This window comes from Algoriphagus sp. AK58 (genome assembly GCF_014324365.1).
Lineage (GTDB): Bacteria > Bacteroidota > Bacteroidia > Cytophagales > Cyclobacteriaceae > Algoriphagus.
In genome coordinates, this window is record NZ_QEIG01000004.1 from 42,602 (window position 1) to 57,108 (window position 14,507).

Below are 14,507 nucleotides of genomic sequence, written 5' to 3' on the forward strand. Positions count from 1 at the left end.
AAATTATTTATAGTTAGACAAAAAGGTAATTGCATCTTCTTTGTTTTTAAAAATTGCATCAATTTTATCACCAGTATTATATCTTATTATCACTTCATATTTTACAAATGGATTTATGGATTCTTTTTCCTCATAAAATTCTAAATATTTTATAGCATCTATTATTGATGAATATTCTGAAGAAATCCCATGAAGACAGAATATACTAATACTTTCAATTTCTCGCTTTATTGATTTTGCTAGTTCTTTAAAAAACGTGTTAAATTCAGCTTTGTTTTCTAACAATAATTCTTGTGCAATTTCATTTTTATGCTTAAAAGTTTCCCATTGATTAATTTTTCTTTCAAATTCTTCCAATGAAGTTTCCTCATCAAAAGAAGCATCTATTCCAAACTTTGAAAAAACTTTAATGAAACTTTGGTAAGGAATATATAGAACATTAAATCCAAGTGATCTTAATTGTGTTAATGCTCCGCTAGTAAATTCTCCTGCTAAAACAACACCTATAAATGGGGAAAATTCTTTATACTTCTCAAACAAAGGAATTATAGCCCCTTGTATTTCCTGTGCTTTATTCCTAGAATGTTTAGTGTATCTCCTCCAAGCAGTTTCAATAAATGCTACTGGTTCACCAATATTTTCTTGACTCCCATTCTTTTCTAAAACAAAATCCAAATCGTGTTTATTTGCTTTTAGATCATACCAACTTACCTTTTTTCCTTTCCTACATAGTCTATCTCCTTGCTTATCTAGGAAAAGATTGTTTTGCTTTGCAAAAGTGTTTAGATGTGGGTACAATGCGATTTCTAATAAATCCCCTAAAATTTGTCCCCATTTGTGTGAATCTGATTTTGCCATATCCTAACCATTAATCCAAAGTCTTCCTTCTTTAAGAGGGACTCGATGTTTTCTGTTTTTCCATTTAACATTTCTATCTCTAAGTTTCTCAAAGGTATAGTCTGTAAATCCTGCTGAAATAGCCAATTCTCCTAACCATATATCTACTGGAACGTAAATTCCATATGGTGCTGAATCACCTATTACAAAACACATTTTACTTCCATTCCTCATTATTCTTCTTAAAGATTGAAATACTTTTGCCATATCATAAAAATAGGCTACAATCATAAAGTGATAGTTCTTTTTTCCTCCATGACTTAACCTTTCCACTTTCAATGTTTCATATACCTCCTTTAATTCTTCCCTAATAGAGTTCAATATTGGATCATCTAGAAATTCATTAACCTCTTTTTGCATACTTGAAACGTGTTGAGTGCAAGCACGTATTAATCTTTTTCGGACCTTATCCTGTAAATCAGACCATCCTTCAATATCACCCCAAAAAGTCATTTCTAATCTCGTTGCATCCGCATAATCATAATTATTTGCATAAGGAGGAGAAGTTATCACTAAATCACCCCAATTTTCGGGAATTGATTCAATGTTTCTTGCATCTTCATTATATATATTTACAACTATATCATTGTTATAGTTTTTGCTTTGCATAATTTCCATATCTTTTGCCATTTGAATTACTTTTAATTCATATGCTTGATATGGATCTAACACCTTTCCTTTTGATTTATTAGGTTGAATATATTGCCATTGGGCTGTTCCAACTGGCGATGTTGTTCTTAATATTGATGTTATTATGAACCAAGTAAAATTTTTTATTTCTTCATTATCCTTAGATTGATTCCAAGCAAACTTCAAAGATTCAAGTTTCTCTATTGTCTCAAGTGGATAACATTTTTCTATAAGTTTAGGGTATTTTTTTTCTTTGATTTCAAGACCTTCTGCAACTTTTAAAAGTTCTAAAGCTGCATCTTTGAATTCTTTTATATTATAATTCCATTGTAATTTTGTTTTGGCTATCCTGTAAATATATGGATGTGATTCAACTCCCATTGAATTAACACCTGCAAATTCTGCTTCCAAAAGTACCGTTCCAGAACCTACAAAAGGTTCAACTATATTTATTCCATCAATTTTTTTTGATTCTAAAATTAAATCTTTTACCCATTCGGCGGAAAATCCTGCTGTGTATCTATACCATCCGTGAATCGGGATACTCATATTTCCTGAAAATGTTGATGAATAGTCCTGATTATCAGCTTCTTCTAAAGGAATTAAACTTAATTGATTTTTGTTTTTGTTTCTTGCCATTCTGCAATTTAAGTCTAAAATCCTTTTTCTAAAAAAAAAGAAAATTTTACTCCAAGTATTTATATTAAAATAATTAATATGAATACTGAAGTTTACAATTACGTTTATTCTATTGCTAATAAAATAAAAAATAAATCGGACAAAGAGGATGTTGCACAAGAAGTACTTTTAATCCTTTGCAGAAAGAATCTTGTAGAAACTGAATTAACTGAAGGTCTTAAAAATTACATTAAAGGGATTGTTTGGAATTATTCGACTACTTTATATAATCAATTCAATCAAGATACTTTTTATATTAATTCTACCTTTGATCAAATTGATTCAACTGAAGATGAAATAAATGAATCTAATTTTTCTAATGAAGTTTTAAGAAAGGTGAAAAATTATGTTTATCAGAATTATTTTATTAAAGGGAGAAATCTTAACCGTTGGAGGGTTTTTTATCTTTGGTATAGAGGTTATAATTATGATTATATTTCTAACAGGCTTAAGATAAATAGAAGAAGTTGTGTTGAATATACTTATTTGAACTTGAAGGAATTGAAACAAAATTTATTGTGTCAGTAAATTTTTTTAGGGGTACGGGATCTTATAATCTATTTATGATCGATTACCTACCGACTACTGGGAGAAAAGCTTATGCATATCCAATTTCCTTTAGGGGTGGGTAATTGACCTTTTTATAATTATTGGTATAAATACAGATTATGCCAAATATTTTTATTCCAGATGAAATCAAGGCCAAAAAAGGTACACTTAGAAAATGTAGGGTTAACAAATCTAAACCCCAATTTCAAAAGCTGGATTCAGATTCATTGAAAGTTCCGTCTCACTTGAATAGGTGGGGAAAATCCTTTTATAAAAAGATTTTTGAAATACTTGTTGAATCCGATGTACTCAGTATTTCAGATTTGGATTCATTGGAAATTTTAGCTTCAGAGTATGGAAAGTATCTGGAAGCACAAAATCACCTTAAATCTGAAGGTTATGTGATTCAGGGAATCAATAAAAATGGATCATCTTATTTGATGTCTTCACCTTGGGTAAATATTGCCAATAACGCTTTTAAGAATTATCAATCCTTAATGGGAAAATTTGGGCTTAGTCCTTCTGAAAGATCCAAGATTTCAATTAATCCCAACAAACCTGAAAATGATCCATTGCAAGAATTTTTTAATAATTGAAAACCACAATAGACTTTTTAAAAATTGATACCAAGAAATATTACTTTGATGAATATGCAGCCGACAAGGTGGTTAGATTCATTGAAACTTTTTGCACTCACGTCAAAGGCAAATTGGCTGGTTCACCTTATATCCTTCAGGACTGGGAAAGGGATTTTGTAAGGAATTTATTTGGGTGGAAAATCAAATCAACTGGTTTAAGGAAATTCAGAGAATCCTATTTACAGATTCCTAGAAAAAACAGTAAAACAACTTTATCAGCTGGAATTAGCCTTTATATGATTTTAGCTGATGGGGAAAAGGGAGGTGAAGGATTTTTTGGAGCTTCTTCAAGGGATCAAGCTAGGATTGCTTTTGAAATCATTTCAGGGATGATCCGAAACAATCAGACCTTATCGAAACACTTACAAGTTTATAGGAACTCCATTGAATTCAGTCAGGAAAATTCCTTTTTCAAAGTGGTAAGTTCTGAAGCTGGAACTTCTCACGGTGCCAATCTTTCATTTGCTTTGGTCGATGAATTTCACACCCATAGAAATTCTGAATTATACGATGTCTTCAAAACTTCGATGGGTGCCAGAGAGCAACCTTTATTGTTGACCATTTCCACGGCTGGAAGTGATAAAAATTCAGCTTGCTTTGATTTGTACGACTATTCCAGAAAAATCATTGATGGAATAATTGAAGATGAATCTTTCTTACCTGTGATTTATGAAGGAATTGATTCAAGTGACTTGGATAAGGTTCTTTCCATGGAGAACGTCAAACGGGCAAATCCAAGTTTTGGAAAATCCATTAGGGAAGATTACATCATTGATCAAATAAATAAGGCTAAACAAATGCCTTCTTACCTGAATACCTTCAAACAGTTGCATTTGAATATTTGGGTGGATAGTGCTGAATCTTGGATTTCCAATTCTGATTGGATGGCCAATTCCATTGATTACGGTGAAGAAGATTTGATTGGGCAAGAATGTTGGGCAGGTCTGGATTTGGCCAATAATCGGGACTTAAATGCCTTTATTTTAGCTTTTCCCCAATCCAACGGAAAAATCAAAACTCTTTCTTATACCTTTTTACCCCTTGAAGCTGCTGAAAAAAAGGATAATATAAGTGCTGGTAAAGCTTTTTTAGGTTGGGCAAGACAGAAGAACAATCATCTTTATTTGACGGATAAGAGATCAAGGGATGACGATTTCATTTTTGAAAAGATCAAAGAACTATCCCAAAAATTTATCATCAAGAAAACTGCTTATGATCGGTGGGGAGCTGATCAACTGGTAAGCAGGATTGAAACTGAATTGGGTTTAGAATTTACTTCATTTGGACAGGGGTATAAATCAATGTCACCTGCAATCAAAAAAATGGAATCCTTGGTAATTGAGAACAAATTACTTCATAACAACAATCCTGTATTAAAATGGTGCCTATCAAATACCAAGATTGTTAAAGATGATGCTGGAAACGTCAAAGTAAGTAAGGAAAGAAGCAAAGAAAAAATTGATGCCATAGTTGCTTTGATAATGGCGGTTGGACAATATCAACTTGATTTAGCTGAAGAAATGGCCAATCAAAGTATAAATAAAAGTCCATATGATGACAGAGGTTTTTTCTTTGTTTAAATTGATTTTTTAGTAATTATGGCTAAAAGATATAATGTTTGGATTTCAAAGTTTTGGTGATTTTTTTAATGCAATTTTTAAAAATATTGATACCAATTTTATAATAAAGTATTTGGTTCCTTTCGGAATTGTAATAGATGCAGTATTCAATTTTCTATTTCAGAATAATAATGCAATCTACTTTTTGATCACTCTTTATCTAATAGATTTTTTAACAGGTATAATCAAAGCTATTTATATCAGCTTAGAAATTAAAAGGTTCAAAAATCTGAATAAACCTATCCCTGAATCTTTTCATAGTAAGAAGCTTGTAAGTAAAAAATTTCCAAGATTTTTAATGACAATGCTTGCAGCATTATTAATTCTTACTTTGGTTAAATTTGCTGGAATCCATTCAGTAATATTTTTACCACTTTATTCTTTATCCTATTCTATATTTTTAGGACAGCAATTAATAAGTATTGCGGAAAATTTAAGCGAATTGAAATTACTTCCATTTAACATAGTAAAGAAACTGAAATCAAAACTATCAGATTTTTCCAAAGGTTAAAGAATTGATTATTTTTTAATTATTCAAAAAAAGAATGGATTTCAAATCAATTTTTAGGGTTCCTTCCATGGTAATTCCAAATGTTATTACTGTTGATGATATAGTTTCAAATAATGTTGTCAATGGAAATACGGCTTTACAGATTGCCAGTTTTTATCAGGGTATTTCAGCTATTGCCAACACCATTTCTTCAATGCCTTTGAAGATTTTCCAGAATAAAACGATTGCCAAAGATCATCCTGTTTTCTACCTGCTAAAGGAAAAACCAAATCCTTTCCAGACTGCTTTTGAATTCATTAATACAATGATTCTGATTATGCTGGTAAAGGGTAATTCCTTTGCCAAAATCATTAGAGACAATCAAGGGAATCCAAAAGAATTAAGGATTATAGTCTTTACTAGCGTTCAGGCTGTTTTTTACGGGGATAAGCTTTATTTCAAATTTGACGGGCAAAAGAACAATTTAATTGCCAATGAAGATTTGATTCACTTCAAAAATATTGGGACTGGATACCTGGGAATTGATCCTGTTACCAACTTTAAAAGAAACCTTGAAATCAACTTAAACGGGATCGATTACACCAACAATATTTACAATGGTGAAGGTGGTTCAATCAGGGGTACAATTCATTACGATAAGCCTTTGAATGATAAGCAGAGGGAATTTTTAAGGGGTGAATTAACCAACAATTTTTCAGGCAGAAAGGGAAAAAGGATTTTATTCCTAGAAGATGGAATGAAGCTGAACCCAATCCAGCTTGATCCTAGCCAAACCAAATTTTTGGAATCCAGACAATTTGAGAAAGAAGAAATTGCTTCAATGCTGAATTTACCATTATTCATTTTAAATGGTAATGCCAATGAAACTAATCAGAATATTGAATTCAATAATATTAGATTCTATCAAATGACTTTACTTCCAATCATTACTAAGATTGAATCAGAGTTCAAACATAAGCTTTTGACCAAAGATGAAATCCTAAGTGATAATTATATCAGGTTTAGTATTGAAGGAATATTAAGAGGTGATTCAAAAACTAGAGGTCAATTTTATAAAGATCTATTTTATTTAGGTGCTATCAGTCCTGAAGAAATAAGGGATCTTGAAGATATGAATCCTGAAGTAAAAGGTGAATCATTTATTCAAGCTAATCTAATTCCAAAAAATATTGTGAATAGATTTTGGGATTCAAAAGCTAGGGAAACTTACAGTAAAGCAGAATTAAATGAAAATGAATTAAACAATTTAGAATAATGGAAAAAAGATATATAAATAATAGTGAATTTAGATTTACTGAAGAAGGTGATAAAAAGTATATTGAAGGATATGCTTTAGTATTTGATTCAGAATCTAAAGATCTTGGTGGTTTTATTGAAGTAATTGATAGAAGTTCAATTAATGAATCAACTGATTTATCTGATGTAGTTGCTTTGATAAACCACGATTCAAATTTTGTACTTGCAAGAAAGAATGAAGAAGCTAATACTTTATTTCTTCAGGTAGATGAAAAGGGGTTAAAATATAGATTTGAAATTGATGAAGAAATTTCATATCAGAAGGATCTTTATAGAAATGTAATGAAAGGCAATTTATCTAAATCATCTTTTGCATTTACATTACCTAGAAATGGAAGTGGTGAAAAATGGGAAAAAAGAACTGATGGTAAGTATATCAGGACAATCAAACAATTTGCTTCTATTCAAGATGTAAGTGTTGTTACTAATCCTGCTTATCACAATACAGTAAGTTTATCAAGATCATTTGAAGAAATCAAAAAGGAATTTGAAGAATCTAAGAATGAATCAAACCTTAATGAATATATGTATAAATATATTTCATTGAATACGAAATAAATTATTGATTACTTTTTAATTATTGAAAAATAAATATTGATATAAAATTTTTTAAAATATATGAAACTATCTGTTGAATTAAGAAAAAAATTAGCTGCTATTGATGCTGAATTGAAAGGAATTTTGGATTCTGCAAAAACTGAAAATAGAAGCTTGAATGATACTGAACAAAATACCTTTAATACAAAATTTGCTGAAGCTGAAGGATTGAAGAAATCTATTGAAGATGCTGAAAAAATTGAAGCTTTTGAAGTAAGAATGGCTTCTGAAAAAGGTGTTGAAGTTCCTAATGTGATTAATACTCACAAAGAAAAATATTCTATCCTTGGCCATATTAACGCTGTAAGAAGTGGTAAAGTGGAAGGAATTTTTGCTGAAGCTCAGGCAGAAGGTGAAAAAGAACTTAGAAGTGCTGGTGTTGCTGTTAATGCCAATGCTGTTTACATCCCTACTAACTACAGAGATTTTTCAGTAGGTGGTGATTCAGGTACTAAAGGTGGTAAAATGGTTGCAACTGAAAAAGGTGGAATTATTGAATCATTGTGGGAAGGTTCACTTTTGAATAAACTTGGTGCTACTTCTTTCCTTGGTCTAACTTCTAACTTGGATCTTCCAAAAGGTGGTAAAGTTACTTCAACTTGGTTGGGTGAAAATGCTGAAAATACTGCTTCTGATCATACCATTGGACAAATTGAGTTAAGACCAAACAGACTTGCAACTAGAATGAATGTAAGTAATTTGTTAATGACTCAATCAAATGAATCTGTAGAAGCTTATTTGAGATCTGAAATCGAAAAATCAATCCAGAAGGCTTTAGATGAAAAATACATTGAATTCTTGTTGGCTTCTTCTGATGTTCAAGCGGTTGAAATGGGCTTATCTGGTGGTACTTTGACCTATGAGAAAGTTCAGGAATTTATTGAGAAGGTTGGAAAAGCTGAAGCAGATGTTGCAGCTTCTAAATTCTTGATTAATTATGATGTTCATTCAGCTTTAAAGGCACTTCCAAAAGTTGTTGGTTCTGATAAGTTTGTACTTTCTGATGGAAGATTAGACGGGTTTGAATTTGTGGTATCTAATCGAGTACCTTCTAACCTTACTAAAGCAGGAGTAAATAACCTATCTGCAATGATGTTCGGAAATTGGGCAGATGCAATTGTTGCTGGATTTGGGGCAATTGAGATACTTTTAGATCCTTATTCCAGAGGTCAATTTGGACAAACAGTTCTTCAGCTTGGATCTTACTGGGATATCAAAGATATGTATGCAGAAGGTAAAGCGGTTGCAAAAGATATTGTTGCTTAATAATAAATTTGGTTTAAATAATCAAAGGTGGTTGATTAATTTCAATCACCTTTTTTATTTGATTATTTTTTAATTATTAATATGAAAATTTACAAGATTCAAATACTTAAATCCCGTACAGGTTCAGGATATTTTACAGGTAGAATTATTGAAGTTGATGAAGAATCATTAGATAATATAAAAAAATATAATGATGTATTGATTCTGGAAGAACCTGAAGTAAAGAAAAAATCTAAGAATAAATGATAGCCAAAGTTGTTAAGAAATCAAATCAAACATTAATTAGCCTAGAAGAAGCCAAAGATCATTTGAGGATATTAAATTCTTTTGAAGATATTTATATCAATACATTACTTTCAGTTGTAACAGAATCAATTGAAAATGAATTGGAAAGGGATTTGGTAGATACAACCTATGAATTTTCAATCTTTGAAAAGATTGATCTTAATGAGTTTATCTATTTTCCAAATGCACCTATTTATAATGTTACTGATGTAAAAGTATATAGTGGTACAACTGAAGTAAATTCTAATCAGGTTGAATATTCCTTTTCTGATGAATATATTTCTTTTTCAATTTTACCTGAAACTTATACTTCAATAAAAATTACCTACAAAAAAGGAATCGAAGATTCTGATGATTTACCTGAAGGAATCAAACAGGCTGCTAAAATAATGCTAACTGATTTATATCAATTCAGAGGTACAATTATTCTAGGTAAGTCAGTTGTTAATTTAGATAAGGTTGTTCAAAGATTATTGCAGCCTTATAAGAATATTAAATTTTTATAAGATGTATATCAGGTTAGAAGATTCAAGGTATTTAATCAAGGTTAATAAATTAACCAAGACCAAAGATAAATTTGGACACGAAAAAGAATCTTATTCTTATTATGCTTCCTTTTGGGCTTCAAAGTATGAATGGCAAAACAGAGAAATATTTGAAGGAAAAAATCTAATTGATAGTAATATCTTCATCTTTAAGATCTATTATGATCCAAATATTACCACTGATGATCAAATTGAATTTGAAGAAAAAACTTTCAAGATTACTGGTATCAAGGAATTAGGATATAAAGAAGGATTAGAAATTACTTCACAGTATAAATCAAATAAGTAATGGGTAAGACTGCAATTTCATTAGATATAAAAAAACTACTTGGACAATTGAAACATTTACCTGATGATATTCAAGATAAGGTGATAAAAAGGTCAGTTAGAAAAGGTGCTAATGAAATTAAAAAAGATGCTGTATCAAATGTACCTGTAGATACTGGATTTATGAAATCAAGGGTAAAGGTTAGGCAAGCAAGAAAATCCAGTGAAGCAGGACAATTTGTATTTATTGTTAATGTAAAATCACCTGCACATCATTTGATTGAATTGGGTACAGAAGATAGAGAACCAACAAAGAAAAGGGTATTGGTATTTGAAAATAAAAATGGTGAATTGATCTATGTACAGCAAGTGAAAGGTGTAAAAGCTAATCCTTTTTTAGGAAGATCTTATGAAACAAATAAGGATAAGGTATTTGATATTTTTAGAACTGAATTAATCAGGCAATTAAATAAGTTATGACAATAGAGGAAACAATTTTTGAAGTGTTGAGTGGATCAACCGAACTACAGGAAATTTTTAATAATAATATTTTTCCCTTAACTGGTAAGAAATCAAAACTACCTGCTTTGATGTACCAAGTATATCAAACTGATACAGAACATACCAAATTAACTTCAAGCCTGAAAGACCTGTATTTATTGAAGCTTCATTTGTTTTCTGAAGATTATTCTGATGTGGTTAATTCAATTGGTATTTTAAAGGATCTTTTGGATAATAAAGAATTTACTGATCAAGATGATAATATCATTATTGATCTAATTAGGTTTGAAGGTTTTACTGATGATTTTGAAGAAAAATCAGGATTGTTTTACAGAACAATGACTTTTGCAATGCACATTTATAATTGATATACTTTTAATTACTATAAATAAAATTGACTTTTTAAAATTGATATAAATATGACAAATCAAGATTCAAATAAAATATTAATCCAGCTTAAAGAAGAATCTGTTTCAGGGACAACTTTAACAACTTTGGCTGGTCAAACTTCAGCAAGTATTGAAATCACTAAAGAAATGATTGAATATACTAGCAAAACAACTGTAGAAGGTGGAGTTCCTGTAAGAAAGTATATTCCAACAAGATCTACTTCAACAATCAGTATTGAAGCTTTATATGATCCAACTGGAACTTTAACAAGTGCTGATATATTAGAAATCTGCTATAATGGTGCAAAGGTTCAATTTGCTTTGGGTGATAATACAAATGGTAATAAAGTAATTAAAGGATTTGGATATCTTTCAGCTGGATCTAATACTTATGATATGGATAGTGTTGCAGCTGGATCATTTACACTTCAGGTTGATGGTGGACTTACTTTTGAAACAGTCAGCTAATTTTTAGACTTATTTTTTTATGGACTGTTTAAGGGGTAGAAATACCCCTTTTTTATTTGATTAAATTCTAATTATAAAAAATAAGTTATATGATCGAGTATATAGAACTAAACGAAAAACAAATTCCAGTTAGAATTAATAGAAAAGTAATTATCAAATTTGAAAAGATGTTTAAGGTTGGACTTCAGGATTTAGCCAATGTTGATACTGAAGGTTTATCTAATCTTTTATATTTTGGTGTTATTGAAGGTTATTCATTTTTAAATGAAAAGAATCCATATAAGAAATATGAAGATTTTGAAGTTGAATTGGATAGTATTTCAATTAGTGAATTCTTTGAAGTTGCTACTAAAGCAATATCAAGTTTTTTTACAAACGAGAAGAAGAAATAAAATCTTCTTCTCAAATTAATGAAACTGATGTAAATGATTCTGATATTTCTTTATCATTAGCTTTTGAAGCTGGATTAGGTTTAAATGATTTTTATAATCTAACTCCAAAGGAATTTGGAGATTTTTTAAAAGGTTATAACAATAGAAGAAAAAAAGAATATGAGTTAGCAAGATTCATAAGTTATTTTGTAATTAAACCACATTTAGAAAAAAATGCTCAATCAAAAAACCTTACTGATCTAATTCCTTTTGAATGGGAAAAGAAGGTAAATAAGATTAAAAAACTTTCTGAAGATGAATTTAAAGACCTTCAAAGAAAGTGGAATTTTTTATAATATTTTTTAAATGTCAAGATTCACAGGTCTATTAAATATTCTTATTGGTGGTAATGCAGAAAACTTTTATCAGGCAATAGGTGGTGTTCAAAAGAAGTTACAAGTTTTTCAAAAAGACTTAGACCGTATTAGTAAAGATATATCAATGAATATATCCTTACCACTATCTATAATGGGTGGTGTTGCAACTAATACATTTGCTTCATTTGAAGATTCAATGTTATTGGTTAAAGCTGCAACCAATGCAACTGAAGATGAATTTAAGAAACTAAGTGAAACGGCTAAATTACTTGGTATCAATACCAAATTTTCAGCAAGTCAGGTTGGGCAAGGGATGGCAGAACTTGCAAAAGCTGGATGGAATACAACACAAATATTATCAGGGGTTGAAGGGGTTCTTAGTCTTGCTGCTGCTTCAGGTGAAGAATTAAATACAGTTACAACAATTCTTGTTGATACACTTGCTTCTTTTGGTGATGCTTCTGATAGGGCTGCTTATTATTCCGATATACTAGCTAATACAGCTAATCTAAGTACAACTGATGTAAGAGAACTTGGGGAGGGTCTAAAATTCGTTGCTCCAGTTGCAGGGGCTTTAGGCTTCAAAATTGAAGATGTTGCTTTGGCAATGGGTTTGATGGCTTCCAATGGTATCAAAGGAAGTCAGGCAGGAACGGCACTTAGAGCCACATTATCAAGGCTGGTTAAACCTACAGCTGAGAGCCAAGAAGCCTTATCTAAGCTTGGATTTTCTGCTTTGAATACAGATGGATCAATCAAGCCATTAACCCAAATAATCGAAGAATTAAGGGGTAAATTCAAAGATTTATCACCTGCACAAAAAGCTTCAACGGCTGGAATGCTTGCAGGGCAAGAAGCAATGTCAGGTTTACTATCCTTGATGAATGCTTCTGATCAATCCTTCAATGATTTTAAATCTAATCTGGAATTATCTGAAGGATCTGCAAAAACATTTGGTGATTTACTTGAATCTGGTTTGGGTGGATCTTTGCGAAGATTAAGATCTTCCTTAGAAGGTATTATGATTACCATAGGTGAAAATCTTGCACCTTACATCAAATTAGCTACTGATTTTGTAAACGATTTTTCCAATGCATTTAATAATCTGAATCCAACTGTAATTAAAATCATTACGGGATTTGGAGTATTATTAACTGTTATACCACCTTTGATAGTGGGTATAGGTGGAATAATTAAAATAATTACTTCTTCTATTGCTTCAATCAAAGTTCTTATTCCTTTATTAAGTGGTATTTCTGCACCTGTATTAGGTATTGCAGTTGCCGTTGGTGCTGCTGTATTTTTGATCATTAAATATTGGGATGAAATTAAAGCTTATTTTACTTCAGGTGAAGGAACTGTATTTATTACTGCTATTAAGGAATTATGGGAAACAGTATTAAATAATATTAAATCTTTGATATCTGAATTTACTTCATATGGCAAAAAGGTTTGGTCAGATTATGGAAGTCAGATTACAAATATTTTTAAATCACTATTTCAGGTTGTTAAAGGATCATTTGATAATATTGTTAAAATAATTGCTTTAGGCATTAGATTTATTACAACCAATATCCAAGTTTTATTGAAGTTTATCCAAGGTGATTTTAAAGGTGGTTTTGGGCTGTTAAAAAATTACGTTGTAGATGTATTTAAAACTATTGCAGGTGTTGTAATTAATTCAGTTAAATCAATTCTTGGTGTTGCAGGATCTATTGCAGATAGTTTAGGATTTGATACTATCAGTAATGGAATTGATAAAGCTGTAAAAAAATTAGAAAGCTTTAATTCAAAGATTGAAGAAACAAAAAAATTAAATGAAGCTATTGCACAACCTTTAACCGTTACATCTGCTTCAACTGTATTGCCTGATTTAAATTTAGATACAAATAATACTAAAGGTGGTGCAAAGAAATCAATAAGAGAAACTATTGATTCAATCAAGTTCGTTAAAGAAGAATTTAACAGAACAACCGATTTAATGGGTAAGAAGATAGAAGAAATTACCACTAAAGCTTTTAATGTATCGATCAAGGCAAAGGAAGTAACCAAAAATATCCAATGGAGTTTGGGCGAGTATATGGATTACTTCTATCAGTATAACCAATCCTTATTCCTATTTGGTGAAGGGGTATTGGTATTGGGTGCTTCACTTCAAAATCAATTAATGAATCTGTTTGAAACTGGAAAATTCAGCTTCAAAGGACTTATAAAAGAAGTAGGTGGATTTATTGCCAAACTTGTTTCTGCTGTTGCAATAGCTGCAATCCTATCAACTTTGGTTGGTGCTATCTTTGGCGGTGCTTCTGCAATCGGATCTGCTTTAAGCTTTGGAAATATTGCTAAACAACTTTCAGGAGGTCTATTAAATTTTGGAGGTTCAAGGGCAATGGGTGGAAGTGTTGATATTGGAAATGCTTATAGGGTAGGTGAATTTGGGGCTGAATTATTTGTGCCAAATCAATCAGGAACTATTATATCTTCTAATGATCTTCAATCAGGTTTAAATCAATCAATCCTATTGGATGGAAAATTCAGAATAGAAGGATCTGATTTGGTTTATTTGGTAAATAAAGAGAATCAAAAAAGGGGTAGAATTTGATAAATAATTAATTATTGGTAA

Annotated in this window: 17 protein-coding genes; 15 read left to right on the forward strand and 2 right to left on the reverse strand. The window is 30.6% G+C overall.

The annotated features are described in order from the left end of the window. Window positions 1-3 precede the first annotated feature (3 nt). Window positions 4-858 (reverse strand): DNA methylase, encoded by an 855-nt coding sequence (locus DDT91_RS03150; RefSeq protein ID WP_187174683.1) that lies wholly within the window; start codon window positions 856-858, stop codon window positions 4-6. 3 nt (window positions 859-861) lie between these two features. Further along, window positions 862-2,166 carry a site-specific DNA-methyltransferase gene (locus DDT91_RS03155; RefSeq protein WP_222718589.1) on the reverse strand — a complete coding sequence of 435 codons (1,305 nt, stop codon included), beginning with the start codon at window positions 2,164-2,166 and terminating at the stop codon, window positions 862-864. Between the two features lie 78 nt (window positions 2,167-2,244). Here DDT91_RS03155 and DDT91_RS03160 point away from each other — a divergent pair, with 78 nt between their 5' ends. From DDT91_RS03160 to DDT91_RS03230, 15 genes are all read left to right on the forward strand, one after another. Then, complete coding sequence (locus DDT91_RS03160; RefSeq protein ID WP_187174684.1) at window positions 2,245-2,733, forward strand: sigma-70 family RNA polymerase sigma factor; 489 nt, start codon at window positions 2,245-2,247, stop codon at window positions 2,731-2,733. 140 nt (window positions 2,734-2,873) lie between these two features. Further along, window positions 2,874-3,350 (forward strand): phage terminase small subunit P27 family, encoded by a 477-nt coding sequence (locus DDT91_RS03165; RefSeq protein WP_187174685.1) that lies wholly within the window; start codon window positions 2,874-2,876, stop codon window positions 3,348-3,350. 68 nt (window positions 3,351-3,418) lie between these two features. Beyond that, the gene (locus DDT91_RS03170; protein WP_370539286.1) at window positions 3,419-4,972 is read left to right on the forward strand and encodes a terminase large subunit; all 1,554 of its coding nucleotides are present in this window, start codon (window positions 3,419-3,421) and stop codon (window positions 4,970-4,972) included. A gap of 34 nt (window positions 4,973-5,006) precedes the next feature. Then, window positions 5,007-5,522, forward strand: a complete 516-nt coding sequence (locus tag DDT91_RS03175; RefSeq protein ID WP_187174687.1) for a phage holin family protein — start codon at window positions 5,007-5,009, stop codon at window positions 5,520-5,522. 34 nt (window positions 5,523-5,556) lie between these two features. Continuing rightward, window positions 5,557-6,777 carry a phage portal protein gene (locus tag DDT91_RS03180; RefSeq protein WP_187174688.1) on the forward strand — a complete coding sequence of 407 codons (1,221 nt, stop codon included), beginning with the start codon at window positions 5,557-5,559 and terminating at the stop codon, window positions 6,775-6,777. Continuing rightward, on the forward strand, window positions 6,777-7,376 hold the full coding sequence (locus tag DDT91_RS03185; protein WP_187174689.1) for an HK97 family phage prohead protease: 600 nt from the start codon (window positions 6,777-6,779) through the stop codon (window positions 7,374-7,376). The genes DDT91_RS03180 and DDT91_RS03185 overlap by 1 nt, the downstream gene beginning before the upstream one ends. A gap of 60 nt (window positions 7,377-7,436) precedes the next feature. Continuing rightward, complete coding sequence (locus DDT91_RS03190) at window positions 7,437-8,681, forward strand: phage major capsid protein (protein ID WP_187174690.1); 1,245 nt, start codon at window positions 7,437-7,439, stop codon at window positions 8,679-8,681. 81 nt (window positions 8,682-8,762) lie between these two features. Then, the gene (locus tag DDT91_RS03195; RefSeq protein ID WP_187174691.1) at window positions 8,763-8,927 is read left to right on the forward strand and encodes a hypothetical protein; all 165 of its coding nucleotides are present in this window, start codon (window positions 8,763-8,765) and stop codon (window positions 8,925-8,927) included. After that, window positions 8,924-9,472 (forward strand): phage head-tail connector protein, encoded by a 549-nt coding sequence (locus DDT91_RS03200; RefSeq protein ID WP_187174692.1) that lies wholly within the window; start codon window positions 8,924-8,926, stop codon window positions 9,470-9,472. Before DDT91_RS03195 ends, DDT91_RS03200 begins: the two co-directional genes overlap by 4 nt. Before the next feature lies 1 nt (window position 9,473). Then, a complete protein-coding gene (locus tag DDT91_RS03205) occupies window positions 9,474-9,800 on the forward strand; it encodes a head-tail adaptor protein (RefSeq protein ID WP_187174693.1) in 327 nt (108 codons plus the stop codon). Further along, on the forward strand, window positions 9,800-10,258 hold the full coding sequence (locus tag DDT91_RS03210; RefSeq protein WP_187174694.1) for an HK97-gp10 family putative phage morphogenesis protein: 459 nt from the start codon (window positions 9,800-9,802) through the stop codon (window positions 10,256-10,258). The genes DDT91_RS03205 and DDT91_RS03210 overlap by 1 nt, the downstream gene beginning before the upstream one ends. Next, complete coding sequence (locus DDT91_RS03215; protein ID WP_187174695.1) at window positions 10,255-10,647, forward strand: hypothetical protein; 393 nt, start codon at window positions 10,255-10,257, stop codon at window positions 10,645-10,647. Before DDT91_RS03210 ends, DDT91_RS03215 begins: the two co-directional genes overlap by 4 nt. Window positions 10,648-10,698: 51 nt before the next feature. Continuing rightward, window positions 10,699-11,136 (forward strand): phage tail tube protein, encoded by a 438-nt coding sequence (locus DDT91_RS03220; RefSeq protein WP_187174696.1) that lies wholly within the window; start codon window positions 10,699-10,701, stop codon window positions 11,134-11,136. An 89-nt stretch (window positions 11,137-11,225) separates the two neighbouring features. After that, on the forward strand, window positions 11,226-11,528 hold the full coding sequence (locus DDT91_RS03225; protein ID WP_187174697.1) for a hypothetical protein: 303 nt from the start codon (window positions 11,226-11,228) through the stop codon (window positions 11,526-11,528). Between the two features lie 345 nt (window positions 11,529-11,873). Further along, window positions 11,874-14,486, forward strand: a complete 2,613-nt coding sequence (locus DDT91_RS03230; RefSeq protein ID WP_187174698.1) for a phage tail tape measure protein — start codon at window positions 11,874-11,876, stop codon at window positions 14,484-14,486. Window positions 14,487-14,507 lie beyond the last annotated feature (21 nt).